This window comes from Corynebacterium sp. HMSC08C04, from assembly GCF_001807495.1.
Taxonomy (GTDB): Bacteria; Actinomycetota; Actinomycetes; order Mycobacteriales; family Mycobacteriaceae; genus Corynebacterium; species Corynebacterium simulans.
In genome coordinates this window covers 48,633-75,289 of the sequence record NZ_KV789229.1, presented here as the reverse complement: position 1 = coordinate 75,289, position 26,657 = coordinate 48,633, and the positions used below count along the sequence as shown (strand labels likewise).

The 26,657-nt window shown below is 60.3% G+C and carries 29 protein-coding genes and 1 riboswitch; of the genes, 10 read left to right on the top strand and 19 right to left on the bottom strand.

Going from position 1 to position 26,657, the window contains the following annotated elements; all coding sequences use genetic code 11:
- Positions 1-19: 19 nt before the first annotated feature.
- From pyrH to rpsB, 3 genes are all read right to left on the bottom strand, one after another.
- On the bottom strand, positions 20-766 hold the full coding sequence (gene pyrH / locus HMPREF3169_RS10285; protein ID WP_061923198.1) for a UMP kinase: 747 nt from the start codon (positions 764-766) through the stop codon (positions 20-22).
- A gap of 177 nt (positions 767-943) precedes the next feature.
- Positions 944-1,756, bottom strand: a complete 813-nt coding sequence (tsf, locus tag HMPREF3169_RS10280) for a translation elongation factor Ts (RefSeq protein WP_070433249.1) — start codon at positions 1,754-1,756, stop codon at positions 944-946.
- A 153-nt stretch (positions 1,757-1,909) separates the two neighbouring features.
- Complete coding sequence (gene rpsB, locus HMPREF3169_RS10275) at positions 1,910-2,716, bottom strand: 30S ribosomal protein S2 (RefSeq protein ID WP_061923205.1); 807 nt, start codon at positions 2,714-2,716, stop codon at positions 1,910-1,912.
- A 393-nt stretch (positions 2,717-3,109) separates the two neighbouring features.
- Between rpsB and HMPREF3169_RS10270 the strand changes: the two genes are divergently transcribed.
- The gene (locus HMPREF3169_RS10270; protein ID WP_083286117.1) at positions 3,110-3,667 is read left to right on the top strand and encodes a M23 family metallopeptidase; all 558 of its coding nucleotides are present in this window, start codon (positions 3,110-3,112) and stop codon (positions 3,665-3,667) included.
- On the opposite strand, the gene HMPREF3169_RS10265 is transcribed toward HMPREF3169_RS10270, so the two are convergent.
- The 8 genes from HMPREF3169_RS10265 to lepB (HMPREF3169_RS10230) all read right to left on the bottom strand — a co-directional run bounded on the left by HMPREF3169_RS10265 (position 3,645) and on the right by lepB (HMPREF3169_RS10230) (position 10,513).
- Positions 3,645-4,544 carry a tyrosine recombinase XerC gene (locus HMPREF3169_RS10265; RefSeq protein ID WP_061923208.1) on the bottom strand — a complete coding sequence of 300 codons (900 nt, stop codon included), beginning with the start codon at positions 4,542-4,544 and terminating at the stop codon, positions 3,645-3,647. The genes HMPREF3169_RS10270 and HMPREF3169_RS10265 overlap by 23 nt on opposite strands.
- A 91-nt stretch (positions 4,545-4,635) precedes the next feature.
- Positions 4,636-5,814, bottom strand: a complete 1,179-nt coding sequence (dprA, locus tag HMPREF3169_RS10260; RefSeq protein ID WP_070456404.1) for a DNA-processing protein DprA — start codon at positions 5,812-5,814, stop codon at positions 4,636-4,638.
- Entirely contained in the window at positions 5,811-7,331 is a 1,521-nt protein-coding gene (locus HMPREF3169_RS10255) for a YifB family Mg chelatase-like AAA ATPase (protein ID WP_070456402.1), read from the bottom strand. Before HMPREF3169_RS10255 ends, dprA begins: the two co-directional genes overlap by 4 nt.
- Positions 7,318-7,686 carry a YraN family protein gene (locus HMPREF3169_RS10250; protein WP_061923217.1) on the bottom strand — a complete coding sequence of 123 codons (369 nt, stop codon included), beginning with the start codon at positions 7,684-7,686 and terminating at the stop codon, positions 7,318-7,320. Before HMPREF3169_RS10250 ends, HMPREF3169_RS10255 begins: the two co-directional genes overlap by 14 nt.
- Before the next feature lie 266 nt (positions 7,687-7,952).
- Positions 7,953-8,258, bottom strand: a complete 306-nt coding sequence (locus HMPREF3169_RS10245) for a DUF2469 domain-containing protein (protein ID WP_061923219.1) — start codon at positions 8,256-8,258, stop codon at positions 7,953-7,955.
- A 66-nt stretch (positions 8,259-8,324) separates the two neighbouring features.
- A complete protein-coding gene (locus HMPREF3169_RS10240; protein WP_070456400.1) occupies positions 8,325-8,966 on the bottom strand; it encodes a ribonuclease HII in 642 nt (213 codons plus the stop codon).
- The gene (lepB, locus tag HMPREF3169_RS10235) at positions 8,953-9,732 is read right to left on the bottom strand and encodes a signal peptidase I (protein WP_070433252.1); all 780 of its coding nucleotides are present in this window, start codon (positions 9,730-9,732) and stop codon (positions 8,953-8,955) included. Before lepB (HMPREF3169_RS10235) ends, HMPREF3169_RS10240 begins: the two co-directional genes overlap by 14 nt.
- Positions 9,710-10,513, bottom strand: a complete 804-nt coding sequence (gene lepB / locus HMPREF3169_RS10230; protein ID WP_061923229.1) for a signal peptidase I — start codon at positions 10,511-10,513, stop codon at positions 9,710-9,712. Before lepB (HMPREF3169_RS10230) ends, lepB (HMPREF3169_RS10235) begins: the two co-directional genes overlap by 23 nt.
- A 160-nt stretch (positions 10,514-10,673) precedes the next feature.
- On the opposite strand from lepB (HMPREF3169_RS10230), the gene HMPREF3169_RS10225 reads away from it, so the two are divergent.
- Positions 10,674-10,865 (top strand): hypothetical protein, encoded by a 192-nt coding sequence (locus HMPREF3169_RS10225; RefSeq protein ID WP_148132125.1) that lies wholly within the window; start codon positions 10,674-10,676, stop codon positions 10,863-10,865.
- A 139-nt stretch (positions 10,866-11,004) separates the two neighbouring features.
- Here the strand turns inward: HMPREF3169_RS10225 and rplS are convergent, their stop codons facing one another.
- Positions 11,005-11,349: a 50S ribosomal protein L19 gene (gene rplS / locus HMPREF3169_RS10220; protein ID WP_062038443.1), complete on the bottom strand. Its 345-nt coding sequence runs from the start codon at positions 11,347-11,349 to the stop codon at positions 11,005-11,007.
- Between the two features lie 175 nt (positions 11,350-11,524).
- Positions 11,525-11,640: riboswitch (TPP riboswitch) on the top strand.
- On the opposite strand from rplS, the gene thiC reads away from it, so the two are divergent.
- The 6 genes from thiC (at position 11,637) to HMPREF3169_RS10190 (ending at position 17,314) form a co-directional block, all read left to right on the top strand.
- Positions 11,637-13,394 carry a phosphomethylpyrimidine synthase ThiC gene (gene thiC, locus HMPREF3169_RS10215; protein WP_070433255.1) on the top strand — a complete coding sequence of 586 codons (1,758 nt, stop codon included), beginning with the start codon at positions 11,637-11,639 and terminating at the stop codon, positions 13,392-13,394. It overlaps the preceding riboswitch by 4 nt.
- Positions 13,387-14,028 carry a thiamine phosphate synthase gene (locus HMPREF3169_RS10210; RefSeq protein WP_083281306.1) on the top strand — a complete coding sequence of 214 codons (642 nt, stop codon included), beginning with the start codon at positions 13,387-13,389 and terminating at the stop codon, positions 14,026-14,028. The genes thiC and HMPREF3169_RS10210 overlap by 8 nt, the downstream gene beginning before the upstream one ends.
- Entirely contained in the window at positions 14,025-15,149 is a 1,125-nt protein-coding gene (thiO, locus tag HMPREF3169_RS10205) for a glycine oxidase ThiO (RefSeq protein WP_070456395.1), read from the top strand. The genes HMPREF3169_RS10210 and thiO overlap by 4 nt, the downstream gene beginning before the upstream one ends.
- 47 nt (positions 15,150-15,196) lie before the next feature.
- On the top strand, positions 15,197-15,394 hold the full coding sequence (gene thiS, locus HMPREF3169_RS10200) for a sulfur carrier protein ThiS (RefSeq protein ID WP_070456393.1): 198 nt from the start codon (positions 15,197-15,199) through the stop codon (positions 15,392-15,394).
- A 4-nt stretch (positions 15,395-15,398) separates the two neighbouring features.
- Complete coding sequence (locus HMPREF3169_RS10195; protein ID WP_070456391.1) at positions 15,399-16,178, top strand: thiazole synthase; 780 nt, start codon at positions 15,399-15,401, stop codon at positions 16,176-16,178.
- Complete coding sequence (locus HMPREF3169_RS10190; RefSeq protein WP_070456389.1) at positions 16,178-17,314, top strand: ThiF family adenylyltransferase; 1,137 nt, start codon at positions 16,178-16,180, stop codon at positions 17,312-17,314. Before HMPREF3169_RS10195 ends, HMPREF3169_RS10190 begins: the two co-directional genes overlap by 1 nt.
- Before the next feature lie 14 nt (positions 17,315-17,328).
- Here the strand turns inward: HMPREF3169_RS10190 and HMPREF3169_RS10185 are convergent, their stop codons facing one another.
- The 6 genes from HMPREF3169_RS10185 to rimM all read right to left on the bottom strand — a co-directional run bounded on the left by HMPREF3169_RS10185 (position 17,329) and on the right by rimM (position 24,562).
- Positions 17,329-19,434 carry a YhgE/Pip family protein gene (locus tag HMPREF3169_RS10185; RefSeq protein WP_070456702.1) on the bottom strand — a complete coding sequence of 702 codons (2,106 nt, stop codon included), beginning with the start codon at positions 19,432-19,434 and terminating at the stop codon, positions 17,329-17,331.
- A gap of 118 nt (positions 19,435-19,552) precedes the next feature.
- Positions 19,553-21,883, bottom strand: a complete 2,331-nt coding sequence (locus HMPREF3169_RS10180) for a Tex family protein (RefSeq protein ID WP_070433260.1) — start codon at positions 21,881-21,883, stop codon at positions 19,553-19,555.
- Between the two features lie 182 nt (positions 21,884-22,065).
- On the bottom strand, positions 22,066-22,644 hold the full coding sequence (locus tag HMPREF3169_RS10175) for a hypothetical protein (protein WP_070433261.1): 579 nt from the start codon (positions 22,642-22,644) through the stop codon (positions 22,066-22,068).
- Between the two features lie 202 nt (positions 22,645-22,846).
- Positions 22,847-23,209, bottom strand: a complete 363-nt coding sequence (locus HMPREF3169_RS10170; protein WP_061923253.1) for a hypothetical protein — start codon at positions 23,207-23,209, stop codon at positions 22,847-22,849.
- Positions 23,199-24,065: a tRNA (guanosine(37)-N1)-methyltransferase TrmD gene (gene trmD / locus HMPREF3169_RS10165; protein WP_070433262.1), complete on the bottom strand. Its 867-nt coding sequence runs from the start codon at positions 24,063-24,065 to the stop codon at positions 23,199-23,201. Before trmD ends, HMPREF3169_RS10170 begins: the two co-directional genes overlap by 11 nt.
- On the bottom strand, positions 24,062-24,562 hold the full coding sequence (rimM, locus tag HMPREF3169_RS10160) for a ribosome maturation factor RimM (protein ID WP_061923255.1): 501 nt from the start codon (positions 24,560-24,562) through the stop codon (positions 24,062-24,064). Before rimM ends, trmD begins: the two co-directional genes overlap by 4 nt.
- A 131-nt stretch (positions 24,563-24,693) precedes the next feature.
- Between rimM and HMPREF3169_RS10155 the strand changes: the two genes are divergently transcribed.
- Both HMPREF3169_RS10155 and HMPREF3169_RS10150 read left to right on the top strand, forming a co-directional pair.
- On the top strand, positions 24,694-25,119 hold the full coding sequence (locus tag HMPREF3169_RS10155; RefSeq protein ID WP_275436958.1) for a cupin domain-containing protein: 426 nt from the start codon (positions 24,694-24,696) through the stop codon (positions 25,117-25,119).
- Positions 25,120-25,142: 23 nt separating this feature from the next.
- The gene (locus tag HMPREF3169_RS10150; protein WP_070433263.1) at positions 25,143-25,859 is read left to right on the top strand and encodes a TetR/AcrR family transcriptional regulator; all 717 of its coding nucleotides are present in this window, start codon (positions 25,143-25,145) and stop codon (positions 25,857-25,859) included.
- A gap of 105 nt (positions 25,860-25,964) precedes the next feature.
- Here the strand turns inward: HMPREF3169_RS10150 and rpsP are convergent, their stop codons facing one another.
- Entirely contained in the window at positions 25,965-26,471 is a 507-nt protein-coding gene (gene rpsP, locus HMPREF3169_RS10145) for a 30S ribosomal protein S16 (RefSeq protein WP_062038405.1), read from the bottom strand.
- Between the last annotated feature and the right edge of the window lie 186 nt (positions 26,472-26,657).

The window sequence follows — 26,657 nt, the reverse complement described above, 5'->3', positions numbered from 1 at the left end:
CGTGGCCTAAAGTACTTTCTTAGTCTTCCTTGGACTGAACCAGGGTGCCGATCTGCTCGCCGTTGACGGCGCGCTTGATGTTTCCCTCAGTCAGCAGGTTAAACACCAGGATTGGCATGTCATTGTCCATGCAGAGGCTGAACGCGGTGGCGTCTGCAACCTTTAGGCCCTTCTCGATGACCTCACGCGGGGTGATTTCGGAGTAGAGCTCCGCATCAGGGTTGGTGCGTGGGTCGTCGGAATAGACGCCGTCAACAGCCTTGGCGAGGAAGAGCACCTCTGCCCCAATTTCCAGCGCGCGCTGTGCGGCGGTGGTGTCAGTGGAGAAGTACGGCATGCCCATGCCAGCGCCGAAGATAACCACGCGACCCTTTTCCAGGTGGCGGTCTGCGCGCAGCGGCAGGTAAGGCTCTGCGATCTGAGCCATGTTGATGGAGGTCTGCACGCGGCAATCGACGCCCTGCTGCTTCAGGAAGTCCTGCAGTGCTAGGGAGTTCATGACGGTGCCCAGCATGCCCATGTAATCAGAACGGGCGCGGTCCATGCCGCGCTGGGAAAGCTCGGCGCCGCGGAAAAAGTTGCCGCCGCCAATGACTACGGCGACCTCGGTGCCCTGCTTTGCAATCTCGGCGATCTGCTGGGCGACGTTTTCTACAACGTCTGGGTCGATGCCGACCTTGCCACCTCCGAACATTTCACCGCCCAGCTTAAGCATTACGCGCTTGTATCCGGTTCGCTTGGTGTCAGGGTTAGCCACGGCCTTCATCGTCTCCTTAATGCGGGCGTTTTTAAGTCCGTTCCATCTTACCCACACAAGCTCTATTGCTCATATTCAATGGGGTGGATGCCACCCGCACAGAAAACGCGAAATGGTCCTGCCGCAATTGCGACAGGACCACTAGAAAGTCTGCAGCTAAAAAGCAAGCAGCTTTAGATCAAAGCCTTAGGCGCCAACCTCGTAACGCACGAAGCCCTTGATGGTGGTGCCAGCTTCCTCAGCAACCTGCTTGACGGTCTTCTTGGAGTCAGACAGTGCAGCCTGCTCAAGCAGAACGACGGACTTGTAGAAGCCGTTCAGGCGACCTTCCACGATCTTCGGCAGAGCAGCCTCCGGCTTGCCCTCCTCGCGGGTGGTAGCCTCAGCGATCTCGCGCTCCTTCTCAACGACCTCAGCCGGAACGTCCTCGCGGGTCAGGTACTCAGCGTTCATAGCTGCAATCTGCAGAGCAACAGCGTGTGCACCCTCAGCGTCGCCCTCGTAGGAAACGAGAACGCCAACTGCCGGCGGCAGGTCAGCGGAACGCTGGTGCAGGTAGACAGCGACGTTGTCGCCCTCAAGGGTGACTGCGCGGCGTGCCTGCAGCTTCTCGCCGGTCTTTGCGGACTCTTCGTCGACGATCTCAGAAACCTTCTTGCCGTCGATCTCGAGGTTGTTCAGCTCCTCGCCGGAGTTGACCTTAGCCTCGCCAGCAGCCTCAGCGATCTTGGTAGCGAAAGCCTTGAATGCCTCGTTCTTTGCAACGAAGTCGGTCTCGCAGTTGATTTCGACCATGGTGTTGCCGGAAACAGCAACGAGGCCCTCGGTAGCCTCGCGCTCAGCGCGCTTGGAAACGTTCTTTGCGCCCTTGATGCGCAGGAACTCTACGGCCTTGTCGTAGTCACCGTTGGACTCGTCGAGTGCCTTCTTGCAATCAAGCATGCCGGAGCCGGTAGCCTCGCGCAGTGCCTTTACGTCTGCAGCAGTGTAGTTCGCCATAGTTCGGGCGATCCTCCTTGGTTTCAAACAGTATTCGATGTGACAGCGTACTCGACGCTAACGTTTTACGCCGCCCTTGGGGGTGAGTTTTTACAGAAGAATAAACCCCCGCGGCCGTAATCCAACGGTAGCGGGGGCTTAGCCTAAAGTCTTTTACTCTGCGGACTCAGCAGATGCTGGGTCGGAAGCAGCAGCAGCCTCTGCTGCGTCGCGAGCTTCCTTCTCAGCGGAGTCGCCGGCAGCTTCCTTAGCTGCAGCCAGCTGGCGCTCCTCGCGGGCCTTCTTGCCCTCTTCAACTGCGGTGGCGATGATGCCGGACAGCAGTTTGGTAGCGCGGATTGCGTCGTCGTTGCCCGGGATCGGGAAGTCAACGTCATCCGGATCGCAGTTGGTGTCCAGGATGGCAACAACTGGGATGTTCAGCTTCTGAGCTTCCTTAACCGCGATGTGCTCCTTGTTGGTGTCAACAATCCACAGTGCGGAAGGCGCCTTGGTCATCTCGGAGATGCCACCGAGAACGCGCTCCAGCTTGACGCGCTCGCGCGTCAACATGAGAACTTCCTTCTTGGTGCGGCCCTTGTAGCCGTCTTCAGCTGCGTCCATTGCCTGAAGCTCCTTCATGCGCTTCAGACGCTTGGAAACGGTCTGGAAGTTGGTGAGCATGCCGCCCAGCCAACGGTGGTTGACGTAAGGCATGCCAACGCGAGTTGCTTCCTCAGCAACTGCTTCCTGAGCCTGCTTCTTGGTGCCGACGAAGAGGATGGTGCCGCCGTGGGCAACGGTCTCCTTGACGAACTCGAAAGCCTCATCGATGTAGGTCAGGGTCTGCTGAAGATCGATGATGTAGATGCCGTTACGGTCGGTGAAGATGAAACGCTTCATCTTTGGGTTCCAACGACGGGTCTGGTGGCCGAAGTGCACACCAGCGTCGAGGAGCTCGCGCATGGTTACAACTGCCATGATTCGCTCGCTTTCTGTTGTTATTTCGGTTTTGCAAGAAAATGTGCGGTGTTTTATTCCGCACCCTAGCAACGAAGGCTCTGGTCAACACCCCACGTCATGTGGGGACCGCGTCAACACAGGGCTGTTTCTTCCTTAACCCAGGAAGCAACGACTTCGCCGCGCGTAGTCAGCGCATCGAAATGTTTTTAAACATGCCAGACACACTGCTGGGGCAAATTCTAGCCGCATCCTGCGCACTAGTCCAAAACGAGTGGCGTTTTTCCACAATTTTTCGCTGACGCGGCCCCAAACGGCACCACATCGCTCACATGCACCCCACTAACCCCAGTTTGTTCACAGCGCATTAATCAACTCTTTCGCCACCACTGCCCCATTGCAAAGACTAGGTCTATGAAACTCAACGCAAAGAACTTTTCTTGGATACGCACGAAGCCAAATGTCTGCTGGCTGGCTCTGTGCCTCGGCGCCTTTCAACTGGTCATTCTTCCCTGTGCTCCCGGCGCGCCCAACACGCCGACCGCGTGGGCATATGTCGATCCCACCACGGGCGCTGCCATGGCAACGCGGGTTTTGGAAGGTTTTGATCCACCGGCTCAGAAGTGGAGCGCTGGTCACCGGGGTGTGGACCTGGCGCTTTCGATTGGCTCTGACGTTCGCGCTGCTGGCGACGGCGAGGTCTATTTTGTTGGCAAGGTGGCGGGCAAACCCGTAGTTTCCATCGCGCATGCCGATGGCGTGCGCACGACCTATCAGCCTGTATTCGGGCATGTGTCCAAGGGCGATAAGGTCCGCGAGGGCCAAGTCATTGGCAGGTTAGCACCACCGGTGGACGGCAAGCCTGGCCTGCACTGGGGCGCGCTTATCGACGGCCCGGAAAAGACGTATATCGATCCGCTTTCGCTTCTCGACGCCCCGGTGATCCGGCTTAAGCCCGTGGATGGGCCTTAGAGTAAACATCCTTGAGCCGCTGTGCGGAAACGTGGGTATAAACCTGCGTGGTCTGCAAGGACGAGTGCCCCAAAAGCTCCTGCACCACGCGCAGGTCTGCGCCGCCTTCTAGAAGGTGGGTGGCCGCAGTGTGCCGCAAGCTGTGCGGGCTTAGCCCATTGGCGCCGGTTACCTGTGCGGCTTTCTCCACCACGCGGCGTACCTGGCGTTGGTCAATACGCCCACCGCGTGTGCCCACGAAGACGGCTTCCGTCTCCCCCGCCAATTGCGCGCGGCCCTTATCCAGCCAAGTGCGCAAGGCATCAGCGGCTGCCTCTCCAAAAGGCACCACGCGCTGTTTGTTTCCTTTACCGGTAACCCGCGCGGTCTGCCGGCGCAGATCGAGGTCACCGATATCGAGGCCGGCAAGCTCTGCCACACGCATGCCGGTGGCGTAGAGCAGCTCCAGCATCGCACTATCACGCAGGAAATGAACCTCGTCGGCCGAGACGGCATTGCCCACGAGCTCCCCTGCTTCGTTCTCCCCCAGAACCTTAGGCAGGTGTTTGCCCACCTTCGGAGTCACCAAGCGCGCTGCAACGTCCGAGCCAAGATGGCCTTCGCGCACCGCCCACGTCGAAAACGCTCGAACCGCCGCGGTGCGGCGTGCCAAGGTGGCTCGGGACTTGCCGGCGGTGACAGCCTCACCGAGCCAGGCGCGCAATGCGTTCAGGTCGAAACTCGCAAAATCTGGAACGCTACGAGCTAAGTCCCGAAGGTCGGAGCGGTATCCCTTCACCGTGGCCTGCGAGCGCCCACGGATGAGCAGCTGGTGCTCGGCGAAATCCTCGATTGCCTCCACCAGCTGCCCAGATAGCTCCTCCGCGCTCCGTGTCATGTCCCAGGAGTCTACTCCAGTTGCAGAAGGCTCAGCATTCCCCTGTCTAGCGCAGCGCCTTTGTCGCCTTTGTCATTTGTGTTCTCGTATCTCATTCACTGCGCCGCCAGTGCTTGCCCTCGCGCATGACCAGCCCCTGTTTCTGCAAAGCCACCAAGAGGTGGACACACAAGGCCACGCGCATGCCTGCTTGTTGCGCGATGTCTTCTGCGGTTGCACCTTCCTCGCTATTTTGTGGCGCGGCATCAAAGACCTTGAGCTCGTTGCGAGATAGCTGCTGCACCTTGCTCGGAGCAAAGTCGAGCTCGTATTGCCCTGCCGCATCCACACTTCCGACGTTGCCCACCAACCCGCGAATCTCATCCACCGATGTCACCAGCTGCGCCCGCTGGTCCTGGATGCGTTGATGGCATCCCAGCGAGCCTGCTGTGGTGACTGGCCCTGGCACCGCCATGGTTACCCGGCCGAGCGCCTCCGCCCAGTTCAAAGTGTTGAGAGCCCCTGAACGAAACGCGGCTTCTACCACCACAGTGCCGGCCGAAAGCGCCGCGACCAAGCGGTTGCGGGTGAGGAAACGATGACGCTGCGGGGTAGTCCCGGGCGCGAACTCAGAGATGACGCATCCGCTTTCCGCGATCCGCGCGAACAAGGACGCATTGCGCGCAGGATAGTTAACATCGATGCCGCATGGCGCAACCGCGACTGTTTGGCCACCTGCTTCCAAAGTTGCTTCATGGATAGTCGTATCCACGCCCAGCGCCCCGCCCGAAACCGTGGTCCATTGGTGGCTGGCCAAGCCCCCAGCCAGCAACTTGGAGACCTCCCAGCCGTAGCGACTAATCGCGCGTGTTCCCACGAGAGCTACCGACTGAGCCACGCATTCGCGCACGGACTTGCCTTTCACCCACAGCGCATGCGGTGGAACGGCCTGGCTATCAAAGGTCGCCGGGGCATCGGCGCCGCCTGCCTGATAGAAGCCGAAGGCCTGGGCGAATTCTTCCCGAGGCCATTCAGCATCCTCAGGAGTAATCAGCCGCGCGCCCACGCGCTGCGCCGCTGCCAAGTCTTCGTCCTGCCGCAGCCAGTCCCTCCTACTTGTCGTCTCATCGCGCAACGCACCAATCCAGTCCGCCGCGTGATAGACACCATGCGCCACCTCATCCACGGGGTACTGGGACAACAAACCGTGCAGGGTACGAGATGGACCTTCCACCACTCGGTTGAGATAGATCCAAGCATGCAGCGAAGTAGACAAATTTAAGCTACTCATGCCGCCAGCCTTTCCAGCACGCCCGCCCCACGCAGGTCTAGCGCCTTGCCCACATGGTCGATGTCAGGCTGGGCTCTGCCGTCAAGGTCTGCCAGCGTCCACGCTAGGCGTAGTACACGGTCAACGCCGCGCTGGCTTAGCTCGCCATCTGCAAGATAGGCCGCAAGCATCGCCATTGCAGTCTCCGTCGCAGGACGATTCCGCCGCAAATACGAAGCTGGCACCGCACCGTTATTGTGAACGGCAAGTCCATCACCGCGCCAGCGCTGCTTCGCTCGATCCCGTGCTTGCGCGACCCTTTCCGCGATTGCCGCCGAAGGCTCCTCATCCACCGCATGCAAGCTCGCCGCCCGGCCCGATATATCCACCACCATATCCAAGCGGTCACGCAACGGCCCCGACAAATTTGTGAGATAGTTCCGTCGCTCAGACGCCCTACACCGGCACTTGCTTGGCTCCTCAGCGGCACAACGGCATGGATTGGCGGCCAGCACCAGCTGAAAACGCGCCGGGAAGGTAACTTCGCGCCGCGCACGCGAGATGGTCACGTGCCCGTCCTCCAAGGGAGCGCGCAGCCCGTCCAATACGCGCGCGGATACTTCGCTGGCCTCGTCGAGGAACAAGACCCCATGATGCGCCAAGCTCACCGCGCCTGGCCGCGGATTCCCCGCACCGCCGCCGAGCAGCGCTGCCCGCGTAACCGAGGAATGCGGCGCAATAAACGGCGCACGGGAGACCACCGCGCCGGGAGTGCCCGCCAAGGAGTGAATGGCTGTTGCCTCGACGGATTGGTCGGTGCTCAGCTTGGGCAGGATGGAAGGCAAACGTGCCGCAATCATCGACTTTCCTGATCCCGGCGGGCCCACCATCAACAGGTGATGCCCGCCAGCGGCCGCAACCTCTGCGGCCCACTTCGCTTCCCTCTGGCCCGCGATGTCGCGAAAGTCTGGAACCTCCTCGCATGCGGGAACTGGTACTTCCATCCCCTGCGCCGAAGGCAAGTCCCGGCTGCCGCATGCCCATGCGAAGGCATCGACAAGCGTGTGCGCGACCAGCACGTTCATATCCGGCACCAGCGTCGCCTCAGCCGCATTGCCCGGCGGGATCACCAAGGTGTCGAAGCCCTGGGACCGCGCCGTTAGAAGTGCTGGAATGATGCCAGATACTGGGCGCACGCTGCCATCTAAGCCCAACTCACCAAGCACCAACGCATTGTCGAGGAGTTCATTGTGCGGCATCTGTGCAGACAAGATCGCCAACGCCATGGGAAGGTCAAAGTGTGCACCTGACTTCGGCAAAGCCGCCGGCGCCATTGAGACCACCACGCGCGTCTTCGCCCACGGCAGCCGCGAGTTAACCACCGCAGTACGGATGCGGTCTCGCGATTCCGAGATCGCCGTATCCGCCATGCCCACCACCTGCACTCCCGGCAGCCCCGTTCCCACGTTGGCTTCCACCGTGACCACGTGCGCGGTAACGCCTTCGAGGGCCGTCGTATGGCATCTACCGAGCGCCATGCTCAACCCCTTCGTAGTGCGTGAGCTCAAATCCCTGGCCGCGTGCCACCAGCGCCACGACGTCGAAGCGCACCACGGACAAGGGTTTATCCTGCAGCCACTGCGCCGCAGCCTTCCGCATGCGCACCAGCTTTCGCGGGGTAACGGCTTCGGCTACCCCAAAAGCATCAGAGGCCCTCGTCTTAACTTCTACGAAAACAATCGTGGCCCCCTCCTGCACGATAAGGTCAATCTCGCCCACCGCATAATGCACGTTGGCGGCCAGCACCTGTCCGCCGCGCTCACGATAAAACTGCGCGGCAAATGCCTCCCCGCGTTTTCCTAAAACCTGGTTCTTATTGGACCTTAAAAGCACGCTTTACTCCCCCAAATTCCGAGCTTTCGCCGCGCCCTGGGCTGCGACACCCGCTGAAACGCCGCAAAAGCCGCATCAACTTTTCTTTGTAAGACCCAGTCCAGCGCAGAAGCAGAGAATATAGCTAGCCCCAAAACGCAAAAAGCGCGCCAACTGTGGATAACTCACCGCGACTCAGGCAAGTTACCGCGACAGGGCGCGCAAAGATGGTGTCGTTTGCTAAGCCAGCACAGCCTTATTCAGGGGCTGACATTTTAAGGAAATAACTATTCCGGCAGGAGGAAGTCTGGCTTATCCAGCTCCTCGATGTTGACGTCCTTGTAGGTAATAACGCGGACGTAGCGCACGAAGCGAGCAGAGCGGTACATGTCCCATACCCAGGCATCAGACATGCGTACCTCGTAGTAGACATCCGGGCCTGAGGTGTGCGGGATGAGCTCCACGGCGTTCGCCAGGTAGAAGCGGCGCTCGGTTTCCACTACGTAGGAGAACTGGCTTACAACATCTCGATATTCGCGGTAGAGGGAGAGTTCTACTTCCGCCTCGTAGTTGTCGAGTTCCTCGGCGCTCACTTGCTAATCCTCCAAAGTTGTGGGGTCAATGGGCCTTAGCTTAACCCGGAAATCACCTGAACAGTTTCAGGCGCGCGCGAGAAATTTCGCGTGGGCTTGTGCCACGTTGCGATAGCTCATCCGGTGTTCCGGGCAGGCACCCAATTGGGCGATCGCTTCCTGATGAATAGCCGTTCCATAGCCCTTGTGCGAGCCCAGACCATAGCCCGGATACTGCCTATCGAGCTCATCCATCACGTGGTCGCGCGAGACCTTCGCCAGCACGCTGGCAGCCGCAATGCAGCGCGCCGCGGCATCGCCGCCCACCATGGGCAGCTGGGGTGCGGGCATGCCGGGGATCTTCAGGGCGTCGGTAAGCACGTAGTGCGGGCGCACCTCCAGGCGCGCTACCGCCCTACGCATCCCAGAGACGTTAGCGTGCTGGATGCCGCGAGAATCAATGTCATCCGCCCCAATATGCACCACAGACCAGGCCAGAGCCTTGTCTTTGATGATGGGATAGAGCTTCTCCCGCGTCTTGGGCGTGAGCTTTTTAGAGTCGGTGAGCTTATCCAACTCCGGAACGATCTTCTCCGGCAGGATGCATGCGGCGATAGTAATCGGCCCGCAGCACGCCCCGCGGCCGGCCTCATCGACGCCGGCTACCGGGCCCAGACCAGCCTTACTCAAGGCCACTTCGTAGGTGCGCTGTTGTTTAAGCCGCCGCATGTTGGATTTTGGGATCGTCGATAAGCTGTGCGCGTGGAATCGGCAGAACCACTGCCTCTACCTTGCCGCGAACATTGTCCACCGGAATCGTGCCCTGCAGGTTGTCGCCCAAGTGCGCGCGGGAGTCGAGCGAGTTCGTGCGATTATCACCCATCACCCAAATATTTCCCTCCGGGACCGTGACGGGGCCAAAATAGCTGCCGCCGCAGGCCTCCGAGCCAGCTGCGGTATCCACCGGCATCTCTGGCGGGGTTTTGGCATAAGACTGGTCGATGGGCTGGCCATCCACCATCACTGCCGGGTCACCTGCCTCGCAGGAAACGGTCTGGCCTTCGGTAGCGATAACACGCTTGACCAAAATGTTTTCACCATTAGGCAGCAAGCCGATGGCCGCGCCGGCATTTTCGACGCCGCGAACGAGCACGTTATCGGAGCGCTTTACTGCGAAGGAAGAATTCCAGGAATCGGTGCCTGCGAAGACCACGACATCACCGGGCTGCGGATCAGAGAAGTAATAGCTGAGTTTTTGGACCAAGATACGGTCGTTCTTACAGCCCGCACAGCCATGCAACGTCGGCTCCATCGAAGCCGACGGAATCAGATACATCCGCCCGATGAACGTCTGCACGAAAGCCAAGACCAGAAACACCACGATGACCGTAGGCAGAAGATCGCGCACGCGCACGCGCTCTTCTTCCGGGGCGTGGTCAACGGCGCGGTTTTCTAGGTTGGGACGCCGCTTTCTAGGCCTGGATGTCTGGGTCATCTACCCCACCGATGTGGTTGAACGGGAAGAACACGAACATGACCTTGCCGCGGACGTTTTCTACCGGAATGGTGCCCTGGTACTGATCCTGCATGTGATAGCGGGAGTCCGCGGAAGCCGTGCGGTTATCGCCCATTACCCAGATGTTTCCTTCCGGAACGGTAACTGGGCCAAAGTAGGCACCGCCGCAGGCATAGGAACCGGTCTTCTCGTCAACCTTGTAGGTTGGCGGATCCATGACGTAGTCCTGGTTAATCGGCTTGCCATCCACCATCACAGCTGGATCGCCCTCCTGACAGGACACGGTCTGGCCGCCCGTAGCTACGACGCGCTTGACCAAGGTGTTCTCATCCGGCGGGGTCAGCGAGACGTAGCTCAGTACATCCTGAATCTTGTGAATGACCTCGTTGGAAGAACGCGGCGACTGGTAATTGCGGTTCCAGTCATCGGTGCCCTTGAACACCACGACGTCGCCAGGCTCTGGGCCCTTATCTCCGTAGTAGGAAATCTTCTCGGTGAAGATGCGGTCATTGGTGCAGCCATCGCAGCCGTGGAGGGTTGGCTCCATCGAACCAGAAGGAATGACATATTGGCGGCCGATGAAGGTTTGTACGAGGCCTACCACGCACAATACGCAGAGGATGATGAGAAGGGTCTCCAGGAGCCACGGCAGCTCCTTTTTCTCCTTCTTTTCTTTCTTCTCTGATACTTCTTCTACCGGCTTGGCCTCGCTAGTCGCGACGTCTGCGCCATGGTCTTCGAATTCCTTCTCGTTATTCACGGGCTAAATCCTAGCAACAATGGGCCCGAAAACCGGTACCCTGACGAAAGCATTCAGCGAACTCTAAGTTCGCCGAATCCCCCATCAGTCCCCCGCGAGCTCCGCAAACTTCCATCAAAAAGTATTGAATTACTTTTTCGCCTGAAGTAGCGTGCTGTTTATGTCTTTGGGAATAATTGAACTTCTTTTCATACTCGTACCGCTACTGATCATCGTTGCGATCGTCGCGGGCGTCGTCTGGTGGGCGAAAAAGGTAAGGAGCGACCAACAAGACATTAAGCACATGCTCACCGAGCAGCAAATGGCCCAGGACTCCACCCAGCAGCCGGGCACCAGCTCAGCACAGATTTAAACGCCGGACCAAAACCAAGAAAACTAGAGCAAAGCTAACAGTCCAGACCTAAAAGTCTAGACATAGCAAAAGCGCCCGCTCTCCCTCTCGAACCTCGAATGAGGAACGAAGACGGAGGCGGGCGCTTTCGGCGCTAGAACTAGCGGCGCTCCTTGATGCGAGCCTTCTTGCCGCGCAGGTCGCGCAGGTAGTACAGCTTTGCACGGCGGACACGGCCGCGGCGTACAACCTGGATGGACTCGAGGTTCGGGGAGTGAACCGGGAAGGTACGCTCAACGCCGATGCCGAAGGAGACCTTGCGGACGGTGAAGGTCTCACGGATGCCAGCGCCCTGGCGGCGGATGCACACGCCCTTAAAGAGCTGAACACGCTGGGTCTTACCCTCGATGACCTTGACGTTTACGTCGAGGGTATCGCCTGGGCGGAAGTCTGGAACATCGTCACGCAGCTGTGCTGCATCTACCTTGTCAATGAGGTTAGCCATTGTTTTTCCTTTTCAGTTTAAGACAGAGGACCCTAGCGCCCCTTCAACCTTGAAGAAGCTGACCGGTTCGTGCCTGTTACATAGAACAAAGGAATTCTTCCATACCCACCGCGCGAACAGCAAATTCTTGCAATTCCAAGACAGACGCGCATCACAGGGTTTATGGTGTGTGATGCAAGTACCCCACGGGTGCCCACGAAGAAGTGGGCTGAGATAGGCGCCAAGGCCGCGTCTAGACCGTTCGAACCTGTCTGGTTAGCACCAGCGAAGGAAGTGAGGAAGGCGCCATGTCGGCTACCCCTAACGAGATCCATCCAAAGCACTCTTACTCCCCCATCATCCGTGATGGCCTGGAGGTACCGGAAACCCAGATCGAGCTCGATGACTCACCCACTGGGCCCAACGAGCCTTTCCGCGTCTACCGCACCCGCGGCCCCGAGTGTGAGCCGGAGGTGGGCCTGCCGGGTCTGCGCAGCGAGTGGATTGCAGGCCGCGGCGACGTTGAGGAGTACGCCGGCCGCGAGCGCAATCTGGCCGACGACGGCAAGTCCGCCCAAAAGCGTGGTGCGGCCTCAGCGGAATGGCGCGGCGAGAAGCGTGCCGTCCTGCGCGCCAAGGCCGGCAAGCGCGTCACCCAGATGCACTATGCCCGCAAGGGAATCATCACCAAGGAAATGGAGTTCGTGGCGCTGCGCGAGCACTGCGATCCCGAGTTCGTGCGCGCCGAGGTCGCCCGCGGACGCGCGATTATCCCGAATAACATCAACCACCCTGAGTCCGAGCCGATGATCATCGGCCGCAAGTTCTTGACCAAGATCAACGCCAACATCGGCAACTCCGCCGTGACTTCTTCTATCGCAGAAGAAGTGTCCAAACTGCGCTGGGCCACCCGCTGGGGAGCCGATACCGTGATGGATCTTTCCACCGGCGATGACATCCACACCACCCGCGAGTGGATTCTGCGCAACTCCCCAGTACCGATTGGCACCGTGCCTATCTACCAGGCGCTGGAGAAGGTAAACGGCGTGGCCGAGGACCTTACCTGGGAGATCTTCCGCGATACCGTCATCGAACAGTGCGAGCAGGGCGTGGACTACATGACCATCCACGCCGGTGTGTTGTTGCCCTTCATCCCGTTGACTACCAAGCGCGTCACCGGAATTGTCTCCCGCGGCGGTTCGATTATGGCCGGCTGGTGCCTGGCCCACCACAAGGAGTCCTTCCTCTACGAGAACTTCGACGAGCTCTGCGAGATTTTCGCGCAATACGACGTCGCCTTCTCCTTGGGCGATGGCCTGCGCCCTGGCAGCCTGGCCGACGCCAACGACACCGCGCAGTTCGCCGAGCTTAAGACCATCGGCGAGCTCACCCGCCGCGCCTGGGAATACGACGTGCAGGTCATGGTGGAAGGCCCCGGCCACGTTCCGCTGAACATGATCCAGGAAAACAACGAGCTGGAACAGGACTGGGCCCACGACGCCCCGTTCTACACACTGGGCCCGCTGGTCACGGACATCGCTCCGGGATATGACCACATCACTTCCGCCATCGGCGCCGCACACATCGCCATGGGCGGCACCGCGATGCTGTGCTACGTCACCCCGAAGGAGCATCTGGGTCTGCCGAACCGTGACGATGTCAAGACCGGCGTCATCACCTACAAGCTCGCCGCGCATGCCGCCGACGTGGCCAAGGGCCACCCCGGCGCGCGGGCGTGGGACGACGCCATGAGCAAGGCCCGCTTCGAATTCCGGTGGCACGATCAGTTCGCGCTTTCGCTCGACCCTGAGACCGCGCAGGAATACCACGATGAGACCTTGCCGGCTGAGCCCGCCAAGACCGCGCACTTTTGTTCGATGTGTGGCCCGAAGTTCTGTTCCATGCGGATTAGCCAGGACATCCGCGATACTTTCTCGGATTCCCTGGGCATGCCGAGCTTTCCCACCGATGCCAAGGCCGGCGAGGCAATGATGTCAGCCGAGTTCAAGGCGCAAGGCTCCAAGCTCTATCAAACGGCAGACACGGAGCCAGCCGACCGTGCTTGATCTGCGTTGTTACTTCGTCACCGGCACCAATATGTCACCGGAGATTGCCGCGGCCGCCGTGCGTGGCGGCGCGGGCGTGGTACAGGTGCGCTCAAAGCCAATTTCTGCCCGCACGCTCTATGATTTGGGCGCCCGCGTGGCCGAGGCGGTGCACGAGGTAAATCCGCGCGCGCACGTGCTTATCGACGACCGCGTCGACGTCGCCCTAGCTCTGCGTTGCGCGGGCGCGCCCGTCCACGGCGTGCACATCGGCCAGGACGATCTCTGCCCACGTGCCGCACGTGAGCTGCTCGGCCCCGATGCAATCATCGGCCTGACCACGGGAACGCTTGAGTTAATTAGGGACGCAAACCAGTACGCGGACGTCCTCGACTACGTCGGCTGCGGTCCCTTCCGCGCTACCCCGACGAAGGATTCTGGACGCACCCCGCTGGGGCTCGAGGGCTACCCAGAGATCGTCGCCGCCTCGCAGCTGCCCGTAGTCGCCATCGGCGACGTCACCGCGGACGATGCCGCCGAGCTCGCTGCAACCGGCGTCGACGGCCTGGCCGTCGTGCGCGGAATCATGAATGCCCCGGACCCAGCCGCCTACTGCGAGCGTCTCCTGAGCGAATTCGAGAAAGGTCGCGCATGAGCACTGCCAGCACTGCCAGCTCAAGCGTTGCCATCGTCGGCGCCGGGGTCATCGGCCTTGCCACCGCAGTAGAGTTGGCCCAGTCAGGGATCAAAGTCGATGTCTTCGACCCAGCGCCAGCATCCGGCGCCACGCACCATGCCGGCGGCATGCTGGCTCCCGCCGCGGAGGTGGTCTATCAACAAGACCCGCTCTTTCCGCTAATGCAGGCCTCGGGCAAATGGTATCCGGAGCTTATCAAGGCCGTCGCCAAGCACAGCGACCTCGATACCGGCTACCGCGACGAAGGCACGCTCGTGGTAGCCGCGGACCGCGCCGATTCCCAGCATTTGTCAGAGCTCATGGACTACCAGAATGCGCACGGCATGCAGGTCGAGCGCATCACCGTGCGGCAGGCGCGCTCCCTCGAACCGGGGCTGAGCCCACGCCTGGCCGGCGCCGTCTCAATTCCCGGGGATACGCAGGTCTTCCCCCGGCAATGGGCGCTCGCGCTATACGACGCCGCGGAAAACCTAGGCGTGCACTTTCACCGCACAAAGGTCACACGCGTCGACGATGGAGTCGACGGCGGAGTGGTACACACCGAAGGAGGTACTTTCGCCGCAGACCAGGTGGTGCTGGCCGCCGGACTGGGGGCGAATGGTCTTAGCGAATGGTCGCAACCGCTGCGCCCAGTCTACGGCGACATCCTGCGCCTACGTGTGCCAGAGCAACGCCGCCCGCTGCTAGACCGCGTGGTGCGCGGATTCGTGGAAGACCGTCCTATCTATCTGATTCCACGCGGTGACGGAACCATCGCCGTGGGCGCGACCAGCCGCGAGGATAGCCTCAATGCCCCGCTGGCCGGCGGTGTCTATGACCTGCTGCGCGATGCCATCCGGGTGCTGCCGGGCATCGAAGATTGCGAGTTCCTAGAAGCCACCACCGGCGCCCGCCCGGGCACGCCTGATGATCTTCCCTACCTGGGTCGCGTGAGTGACAGGCTCATTGTCTCCACCGGGTATTTCCGCCACGGTATCCTGCTGGCCGCCTTCGGTGCACGGTGTACGCGCGAGCTCGTCCTCGGCGAGGACCCCAGCATCGACCTTTCGGCCTGCGACCCGCTGCGCTTTGCGCGCTAGAGCCGAAGTAAAGACAGCCATATCGAGACAGATATATAAGGAACACGATGACAATCACCTACAACGGTCAGAAGATGGATACCACCGCAGCAACAGTGGCGGCACTGATTGCCGAGGTCAATGCACCAGAGGCGGGCACTGCGGTGGCCATAAATGGCGCGGTGGTTCCACGCTCGGCGTGGAAAGACACCCGCCTCGAAGAAGGCGCGGTCATCGATGTTCTTACTGCAATCCAGGGAGGCTAGTAAAGTGCTGACAATCGCAGATAAGAGCTTTGAATCTCGGCTCATCATGGGAACGGGTGGCGCAAGCAGCCAGGACGCGCTGGAAAAAGCGCTGGTAGCCTCCGGCACGCAGCTGACCACCGTGGCGATGCGCCGCCACAGCGCGCAGGCAGGTGGCGAGAGCGTCTTTGACTTGCTGCGCCGGCTTAACATTGAGCCGCTGCCGAATACCGCGGGCTGCCGCACCGCGCGCGATGCCGTGCTCACGGCGCAGCTGGCACGCGAGGCGCTAGGCACCAATTGGGTCAAGGTAGAAGTCATTGCGGATGAGCACACGCTGCTTCCCGATGTCGTAGAAACCATCGACGCCACCGAGCTCCTTGTGGCAGAGGAGTTTACGGTCTTGGCCTATACCAGCGATGACCCAGTGGCGGCGCTGCGCTTGGAGGATGCGGGCGCTTCCGCCGTGATGCCGCTGGGAGCGCCCATCGGCACGGGGCTGGGAATTTTAAATCCCCACAACATCGAGCTCATCGCCGCGCGCGCCAATGTACCCGTGCTTGTCGACGCCGGCATCGGCACCGCCTCCGACGCCGCCCTCGCGATGGAGCTAGGCTGCGACGGGGTTCTGCTGGCCAGCGCTATCAACCGCTGCCAAGACCCCGTGGCCATGGCCCACGCTATGCGTCATGCGGTGGCCGCCGGGCACTATGCCCGCCAGGCAGGACGCATCCCGCGCCGCGAGCATGCCCAAGCCTCTTCAACCTTTGAAGGCCTTGCCAGCTGGGCCGATGAGGTGCTCTAGTGGGCCTTAGCGAACTCGAGTCTGCCCGCACCGCGCGCCAACAGGTGCTAATCGGCCAAGATGCGCAGGTTGCTCTTAACCGCGCGCACGTGCTCATCGTGGGTGCGGGCGGATTGGGCTGCCCGGTCCTGCAGCAGCTGGCCGCCGCGGGTATCGGGCACATTACGCTCATCGACGATGACGAGGTAGCGCTGAGCAATATCCACCGCCAGGTGCTCTTCGGCGTGGATGACGTGGGCCAGCCCAAAGCCGCGGTCGCCGCCCGGCGCGCCCGTAAACTACAGCCAGAGATACACATCGAGGCGAAAGTCGCCCAATTTAGCGCAGACAATGCACTGCAACTGTGTCAGGACACAGACCTCGTCATCGACGGCACAGATACCTTCGACACGAAGTACCTCATCGCCGACGCCTGCGAGGCAACCTCGACTCCGCTGGTCTGGGGCACCGTCTTGGGTTTTCGCGGCGACGTAGCACTATGGCATTCAGGCACTAACACACCGGATGGCCGCGGCTGCGGTTTGCGCGACCTCTTCCCTGCCGCTCCCACTGCCGATGCCCTTCCCGATTGCGCCAGCGCCGGTGTTCTGGGAGCTACCACCTCCGTCATCGGCGGGCTGATGGCCACCGCCGCGATTGGCTGGTTCACCGGAATCGACACCACCGTGGGCCAGGTATCCAGCTACACCGCGTACCCAGCGAGCCTGCGCAGCTTCCGCGTCAGCGCCGATCCTGGGCGCGCACTATGCACCTCACTGGAAGCTCATGCCGAGCTCAATTCTAACGCCAGCGTTGCTGCTAGCGCTGGCGTTGCTGCTAGCGCTGGCGAAGCTGCGGAGTGCTTCCTCGACATCCGTGACCCGTCCGCACTGCTTTATAGCTCGCTGCCGGCGAACTTGCGCCAGCACGCTCTGCCTTTTCACAAAATTGCGGCAGGCACCGCCGGCGATGAGATGGTGCGCGCAGCACTGGGCTCCTTAGATGCTCCGGCTGGCGGCACCGTCTGGGTAATTTGTGATTCTGGCAGCCGCAGCGCCGGTTTCGCGCTGCGCTATGGCGAGCTCGCCGCGGGGCTTGGACTGCGGCTGCGCAGCTACCCCGGCGGCGCGGAGCGCCTACACCGGGAGCTTGGTTAGCTCGCGCACGCCGCTTAAGCCGTGGTCGCTGCCATGACCTTGTGCTCGTCCAGCAGGCGCGCGGTGCCGTGGTGGCGTGCGCGGAAGATGAGGTAGCTGGCGGCTACCGCCAAGACGGTGACGCTGAACAAGACCATGATGCCGCCGGCGAAGGTGCCATCATGAATGCCATCGGTGGCGCGGGTGAAGGCGTTCTTAGCATAGGTCATCGGGTGCAAAGGATGCAGCAAACGCAGCGGTGCCGGGATGGCCGCCGTGGGCCACACGCCGCCGAAGACCATGACTCCCATGGCAAAAACGCCGACCGAGAAGATGGCGCCAATCCTGCGCCCGAAGGTCACCAGCAGCAGCTGGTAGGTGGCAGCGCCCACCATCGCGATTGCTGCGAGCACTCCCAGCATCATCGGCCAGCTTGCCGGGTGCCAGCCCATAAGCGTGGACATCAGCGCCATACCCAGCAACAACAGGAAGTTGATGCCGCTAACCACCGCGAATGCGGGCAAAATGCCACGCAGATAATAAGGCAGGGTCATAGCGAGCAGCAGCATGGCTAGGAAGCCAAAGACGAGCACCAGAAGCATCGAGACGCCGCCCGTGATTTCCTTCTTGGTTGGGTCGACGGCGCTAACGCCGGTCTGCACCGGATGGACGTTGGATTCGGTGAAGTTGATCGGCACCGCCATATTCTGTGCCGTCGCGTCGGGCTGGGTAATATGCGGGGCCTTCTCAGCACCCTCCCCCAGCTTCGTGGCGAGCTGACCCGAACCATCCTTGAGCCTATCGATGCCGTCTTTCAATTGGGCACCGCCGCCCTTCAACTGACCGGTACCATCCTTAAGGCTCGTGGTGCCCTCTGCCAAGCGTCCCGCACCTTCATCCAGCTGCACGGCGCCGGTAGATAGCTCGCCCACGCCGCTTTTCAGCTGTCCGGTTCCCTCCGCCAGCTGATGGGTGCCCTGGTTGAGCTTGAGCATGCCACCTAGGTACTCGGAATTCGGGTCGGACAAGTTGTAATTCAGCTGCTGCGTACCATCACGCAGCTTCTCCAGCTGGGAGACCATGTTGCTGCTATTTGCCGGATCCAGCTTCGTCAGCAAAGTGGAAAGCTGGTCTGCCTGAGCCGTCATTCCCATTCCGCGCAGCACATCCACCAAGCCGATGAGGTTCGGCACCACTAACTGTGCTTGCTGCAGGAGTGGGATGAGCATGCCGGTGAGCTGGCCGACGCCGCCTTCGATTTGGCTGGCGCCTTCGCCAAGCTTGCCCGTGCCCTCCAGCAACTTATCGGAGCCCGTCGCCAACTCATTCGCGCCGTCGTCAAGCCGACCCGCGCCCGTGGAAAGCTCGCTTACGCCCTGGACCAGCCGGCCAGTGCCATCGTGCAGCTGACCCGCACCGTTGTTGAGCTGGCCCGCTCCGGCATCCAGCTTGTCGATGCCGGTCACAGCCTTCTCGCCGCCAGCCTGGAGCTTGCCCACGCCCTCGTCAAGACGGCCTGCGCCTTCGGCCGCGGTACCAATGCCATCGCTGAGCTTGACCATGCCCTCGATGACTTGATCCGCATACTTTTTGGAAATCGCGTTTTCAACGCTGGTCTGCACCTGCGGAACCAGGCTCGAAGAAATCACCGAGCCATTCGTTCCGTAATAGTCGTTGCTGGCGAAGTGGATCTGCGGTTTGACCGGCTTATCGCTAATGATGGTGACCGCTTGCTCCGAGAAAACCTTTGGGATGGTCACCACCATCAGGTACTTGCCCTTTAACAACCCATCGTTTGCCTCCTGAGCGTTCATCTCGGCGAAGTTCAGGTAGTCAGTTTCCAGGAGGCCTTCTACTACTTGATCGCCGTAGTTGACGTATTTGCCCTGCTTTTCCACGCCGGCGTCCTCATTGACCACCGCCAAGTCAATCTGCCGCATGTACTTGGAAGGGTCCCACATCGCCCACATCATCGTGGCTGCGAGGATGACTGGCGCTACCAGCAGGAAAACGATCAGCACCCGCGAGAGTGCGCTACGCGGGCGCCAGTCCAGGATGCGATGCCACCCCTTCGCTTCCGTTTCCTGCACGGCATGGGCAGCCGGCTGCGTGGCGTCGAACGGCGTTTGTTTCTGGTGCAAGGCGAAACCCTCCCTCATGAAGGTATGGTGACCGCGGTCACCCTTTTGTTTGTTTCACCAAACTTATCACTAACTCACCGCGCTGCACTAGCACGCCACGAAGCAACTTTTAATAAATTTAGTTGCCGAAGCCGGCCTTCTTCAGCGCATCCGCCATGGAGCCGCCGGCGGGACGCCCACCGGAATTGCCGCGGCCGCCACGCGCTCCACGGCCACCCTTGGCCCCATTGCCAGTGTTGCCGCCTTTGCTGCTACCGCCGTTGTCACCACGCTTGCCACCACCCTGGCGTTGTGCAGGCTGGCCTGGTTCATCATCGAGGCGCAGCGAGAGGCCGATGCGCTGACGCTGCACGTCAACCTCCATGACTTTGACCTTTACTACCTGCCCGGAGCGCACGACCTCATGTGGATCGGAGATGAACTTATTGCTCATCGCGGAGACGTGTACTAGGCCGTCCTGGTGCACTCCGACGTCCACGAAGGCGCCGAAAGCCGCAACGTTGGTGACGGTCCCCTCCAGGATCATGCCCGGTACCAGGTCCGAGACTTTGTCCACGCCTTCCTTGAAAGTAGCGGTCTTAAACTCTGGACGCGGGTCGCGGCCAGGCTTATCCAGCTCGGCAATGATGTCGGTGACAGTCGGGACACCGAAAGTATCGTCAGCGAAGTCTGCCGGCTGCAGTTTCTGCAGCACTCTGGAGTTACCGATAAGTTCAGCCACGCCGAGCCCCGTGGACTCCGCAATGCGGGCGACCACCGGGTAGGCCTCCGGGTGCACGGCGGAGGAATCAAGTGGGTCAACGCCGCCATTGATGCGCAGGAAGCCTGCTGCCTGCTCGAAGGCTTTCGGCCCCAAGCGCGGAACCTTCTTGAGTTCCTTGCGGGATGCGAAGGAACCGTTCTCGTCACGGTAGGCCACGATGTTGGTGGCGATCGTGGCGTTCACGCCCGCCACGCGCTCAAGCAGCGGAACAGATGCGGTGTTTAGGTCAACGCCGACACCGTTTACGGCGTCCTCAACCACGCCGTCGAGGGTGCGCGCCAGCGAGGTCTGGTTGACGTCGTGTTGGTACTGCCCCACGCCGATGGCCTTCGGATCGATCTTTACCAGCTCAGCCAGGGGATCCTGGAGGCGGCGAGCGATGGAGACCGCACCACGCAGCGAGACGTCCATGTCTGGGAACTCATCCGCGGCAAGCTGGGATGCGGAGTAGACCGAAGCACCCGACTCAGAGACCACGACCGGAGTTGGGCGCTGGCCGCCGGCCTGCTTCAACATGTCAGCGATCTCGTTGGCCAGCTTTTCCGTCTCACGGGAAGCGGTGCCGTTGCCGATAGCCATAAGGTCCACCGAGTGCTTCGCACACAGCGTGGCCAGAGTGTTTACTGCCTGGCTCCACTGGTTCTGTGGCTGGTGCGGGTAGACAATTGCGGTATCAAGAACCTTGCCGGTGGAATCAACTACAGCGCACTTCACGCCGTTTCGATAGCCCGGGTCCAGTCCAATCGTGGCGCGTTGACCCGCCGGTGCCGCCAACAAGACGTCGCGCAGGTTGGTAGCAAAGACCTTGAGCGCGCCCTCCTCCGCGATTTCTTTGAGGCGCATGCGCACATCAAGGCCAGAAGAGATGTAGAGCTTCGTGCGCCAGCCCCAGTGCACGGCGTCGGAAAGCCACTTGGAATCCTTAACCGCAAGATCAAAACGCTCGGCAATCATGCCCTCATAGACTTCGTCTTCACCGGCATCCAGGTTGAGCTGGAGAACGCCCTCGTTCTCACCGCGCAGCAACGCCAGGATGCGGTGCGAGGGCAGCTGGTCGAAAGGCTCAGAGAACTCGAAGTAGTCCTTAAACTTGGCGCCTTCGGTTTCCTTGCCAGCCACCACGGAAGCACCCATGGTGCCCTCGTTGAACATGCGCTCGCGCACCTCGCCGACCAAGTCGGCGTCGAGAGCAAAACGGTCAATGATGATGGAACGCGCGCCCTCGAGAGCCTTCTTGGTGTCTTCAAATCCTTCAGTCAGGAACTGCCCCGCCATCTCTTCTGGATTGGCCGTGGGGTTCTCAATGAGCTTGTCCGTCAACTCTTCCAGGCCGGCCTCACGAGCGATGTCCGCCTTGGTCTTGCGGCGCTTCTTGTATGGCAGGTACAAGTCTTCCAAACGCGCCTTGGTCTCACACTCGAGAATCTGGGCACGCAGCTCGTCGGTGAGCTTTCCCTGCTCATCGATAGCCGCCAAAATTGCCTCTTTACGCTCTTCCAATTCGCGCAGGTACGTCGCGCGCTCCTCGATGGTGCGCAACTGCGAATCATCCAAACCACCAGTGGCTTCTTTGCGGTAACGCGCGATGAATGGGACAGTGTTTCCCTCCGCCAGAAGCGTCAAAGCAGTCTCAACCTGAGACTCCTTTACACCAATCTCTGCGGCGATGGTAGCTGCAATCTTCAAAAGAAATCCTCACCTTTGTGGCTGATTTTCTGGACTCAACAAAGGTACCGCACCGCCCTTTCATCCCAGCGATGAGCGCTCCAACTCCTCAATTACTTTCCCCTCACGCAGTAACGCCCCAACACATTCGTGTCGGGGCGACTCGTCCAGGAAACGGAACGCTTTGACGTGCTCGCAGGGTGCTAGTAGATGAGAACTGCTGCGTTGTCGCCTCCAGAACAGCGGACAGAGGAGGACGTGCCGGAGCAGTACATGTAGTAGTTGCCGCCGGTAGCCGGAGAATAAACCTTCAGCGTTGCGTTCGGGGAGCCGGTCGCGGCGTAGTTGCTTACAAAGGATGAATAAACATTTGCTGCAAAGCTTTGCGAGGTGTTGCCAGTGAGCGCTCGATAGCTGGAGTATCCAGAGGAGTAGGACGGAGCTTGTGCAACGCGCTCAACGGGTACGACGGGTTCTGGCGCCTGCGCGGTCACGGTGGCCGGGCGCTGCTCAGTAACAGTTACTGGGACGGCCTCCTGTGCAGGAGAGACGAGTGCTGGGGAGGCCGCACCAGCAGCAGCATCAGAGCCGCCAATTTTGCCCATGAACGCCATGACGCCCGCCACGATTGCAGCCAGGCAAAGACCAACGATGGCCGCAATAGCCACCGTCAAGCCGGTCGATATCCCGCCGCGCTGCTCTGTGGGTGCCACGTAGCCATCTGCCGGATTGGGGAAACCAGCGACGTTGTTGACCGGAGGGAAAGTATTGGGGATGGACATGCGGTGCACCTGCCTTGTATCGAGTAAAGAGAGAAGGAAGTAAGGAGACTTCCTTTTGATGACCTCATGCTAAGACGGGCGCTGCCAACGACGATTGAATCCGGGGAACATTCCTTTTTCCGCAGCTCACAAGATGATTCTGCAGCAACTAATCAGAGGGCGAGGTTCCCCATTTTCGTCGCCGAAGTTACTACCTAAAGATTTATGGTTGCCACGCGCAGGCGGTGCCCAACCCGAACTCGGTGTGACCGATCTCAGAGGTCCCGTACCACAGCGTGTGCGGCGGCAAACAGTCCACCACCGCCGCGGTGACCTTATGCAAGGGCAGGTCAGAGCTGCCGTTGACGATGACGCGCCACACGCTCTCGCCTACTGGTGCGCTGCCGTGCTTGGACATGTACTCGTTGACCAAGATGTTGTCTGGCTCGCAGGTAAAGGAGATGACCTCCGCGCTGATATTCGCCGGCTCATAGCCACCTTCTGCCAGCTGCTGCGGCATGCGGGTGAGAATGTCATTCCATTCTTTCTCCGTCATCAAAATAGATAGATCGGTACTAACTTCCATTGCGTAGCTGCTCCAAGTACTTGCGGTCGGCTTTATCGAGCTCCACGCCGTCCAATAGCTCGGGGCGGCGTTCAAAGGTGCGGCGCAGGGATTGCTCGCGGCGCCACTTATCCACGAGCGCGTGGTTTCCAGAGGTCAGCACCTCAGGCACGGCCAGCCCACGCCACTCGCGTGGTTTGGTGTAGCTCGGCCCCTCCAGCAAACCATCGGAGAATGAATCTTCCTCATGAGAGCGCTTGTTGCCCAGCACTCCTGGGATGAGGCGCACGATGGCCTCGGCCATGACGAGCACCGCCACTTCCCCGCCGATCAACACGTAGTCACCGATGGAGACCTCGCGTACGCGGTAGCGCTGCGCTGCATCGTCAATGACGCGCTGGTCGATGCCCTCGTAGCGCCCGCAGGCAAAGACGATATGTTCCTCATTGGACCACTCTTGGGCGTCTGCCTGCGTGAAAGGTTTTCCGGCAGGCGTCGGGACGATAAGCAGCGGCAAGGACAGATCCTCGGCAACGCCGTCCTCCCCTACCGACCGCTCGTAGCCGGTGGCCTCCACGCCCTCGACGTCGTCGTGGCGCGGCTTATTGAGGTGCGGGAGCGAGGATTCCAGGTCCGCGGTGCGCGCGGCGCCACTGGCGACGTCGTCAAGCGCAGGGCCCCAGACCTCCGGCTTCATCACCATGCCGGGGCCGCCACCGAAGGGCGAATCATCCACCGACTTATGTGTATCGGTGGCCCAGCCGCGCAGATCGTGCACGCCCACCGAAAGCTTGCCTTGTTCGATGGCCTTGCCCAGCAGAGCATGGCGCAGCGGGTCTAGGTATTCAGGGAAAATTGTGACGACGTCTAGCCTCACAGCTCTAGCAATCCTTCCGGTGGCGTAATCGTGCAGGTGCCTTCCTCAAGGTCGACCTCGGGAACGATTTCTTCAACGAAGGGAATCAAGGCTTCCTTGCCAGATTCCAATCGCACCTCTAGCAAGGACTGGGTTGGCCCATGGGTAATTCCGGCGACTTCACCGATGTCGGCCCCCTCGTGGATGACGCGCAGACCCTCGAGCTCGTGGTCGTAGAAACCTTCGTCGTCTGGGTTATCCAGTGGCGGCGCAAAAAATTGGGTGCCGCGCAGGCTATCGGCTGCGGTTCGGTCTTTTACTTCCTCGAAGGTAATGAGCAGGCGGCCCTTGTGCGCGCGCACTGCCTTGACGGTGAGATCGTGTTCCTTCTTTCCCTGGCGGCCATGGAGCACTTCGCCCACCGCGAAGCGGATTTCGGGCTCGTCGGTGGTGGCTTCGACGCTCAGCTCGCCTTTGATTCCGTGCGATTTGATGACACGGCCGATCATTAGTTCCATTTGCTCAACTTTAATCGCTTCCAACTGACGGCACGAACTACAATATTTTATACGGCTTGAGTCTTATTAAATCTGATGTTTTTGGGTAACGTTGAGAATGAAACCACCGCCTTTAGATAAAGGAGAAGCCCATGACAGATAGGCCCGTGGCAGAGCTTCCAATCAATGACGTAACCACCTTCGGCAATGCCAGCCATCACGGCGAGAAAATGCTCAACCTGGACCTCCTGGCGGAGGCGCCGGAGCCGAACGCGCAGCGCCCACGCCCGGCCGTCAAACGCGTGTTAAGCGCCGATGGCGGCAACCTCATCCTATTCACCTTTAACGCGGGCCAAAGTTTGCCGGATCACAAGGCTGCACATCCGATTACCGTACAAACGTTGCGCGGAGAAGTCTTGTTTACGTGTGGAGGCAAAGAAGTCCTCCTCCGGCCAGGCCAGATCATCCACCTTCCGGCCTATGTTCCACACCGGGTTGACGCGGTGGAATCTGACGGCGATTCACCGGCAATTATGCTGCTCACAATGTTGACAGGAGAAACAATAGTAAGCGCTTAAGACGGTGATAGCATAGCCAAATCATGAGTACCTCCAAGCCATATCATCACGGAAATCTGCGCGCGGAGATGTTGCGTGTAGCAGTAGAGCTCGGCCGAAAGCATGGGCCTGACGCGGTGAGCATTCGTGCAGTCACGCGCGCCATTGGTGTGTCCCCCACCTCAGCGTACCGCCACTTCACGGATCAGGAGGAACTGCTACGCGCGGTTGCCGACGCCTCGATTGATGAGCTCCTCAAGCGCCTCGACGCCGCGCTGATCGAGGCCGAGGACTTCGCCGCGCAGGAAGAAAGTCCAGGCCCCATTCACGTCGAGCAGCTCATGCACGCCGCAATGGCTTATCTCCGCTTCGCTTTGGACGAAAACGGCTTCTTCCAATGCATCTTGTCTGGACGCGGCTTTAATTACCCGCGGGCATTCAACGACGATCTAGACATGGGCGCTTCCGACGGCCACTCGTCTACGCTGCACCGCTTCTATCACCTACTGGCCAAGCACGCGATAGACACCGATGGCACAGCGGATTACACGCACTTTCCCGTCAACGCGCTTGCTGCTTGGGCCACGGTGCACGGCTTTTCGGTACTCGCCACCAGCGGTCACCTCAGCGCGCTGCCGGAGCAAATGAAGCTCGACATCGCCAAATCCGTCTTCGCCGCCTCCATCCGCGGCACCGATTTTAAGAATCCGGAAAATCCTTATCGCAACTACCCAGGCAGCGTGCGCCCGGAAGCGCAATAGCAAAGGAAGCAAAGGGCGCCTGTTACCGTTCCCCTTTACGGGAGGTAACAGGCGCCCTTTAGAAGATCTGATTAGAAGATCTAGTTACGCAAAAGCGCGGCGAGATTACTCTGCGGACTCCTCAGAAGCCTCAGCGGACTCCTCGGACTCTGCAGCAGCAGCCTCAGCAGCAGCAGCTTCTTCTGCAGCCTTCTCAGCAGCAGCCTTAGCCTCTGCTTCTTCCTTGGCCTTCTTCTTCTTTTCGGTAATAGCCTCGATGGTCGGGCCGTTGTTGGCCTCAGCCAGTGCAGCGTTGAACAGCTCCAGCTTGGAAGGCTTCTCCTCAGCAACCTTCAGGGTGCCCTCAGCACCTGGCAGGCCCTTGAACTTCTGCCAGTCACCGGTCACCTTCAACAGTGCGAGAACCGGCTCGGTCGGCTGTGCGCCGACGCCCAGCCAGTACTGTGCGCGCTCGGAATCGATCTGGATGAGGGAAGGCTCCTGCTTCGGCTGATAGATGCCGATGTTCTCGATAGCCTTGCCGGAACGGCGGGTGCGTGCATCAGCGATGATGACGCGGTACTCAGCGTTGCGGATCTTACCCATACGCTGCAGCTTGATCTTGACAGCCATGATTGGCTCCTTTTCTAGTCACCGAGCAGTTCAGACGCGTGGATTCAAACCACGCCGGTTCAGCTCTTGGATTTACCCTGCGCGTGACGTGCCGGCCGTCCGTAGGCGGTATACGGCGTTACGCAGAATGTTAAGTTTGCAGTGTTGTCTATCTAGTGTTGTCCATCTATAGAACCAACTACCTAT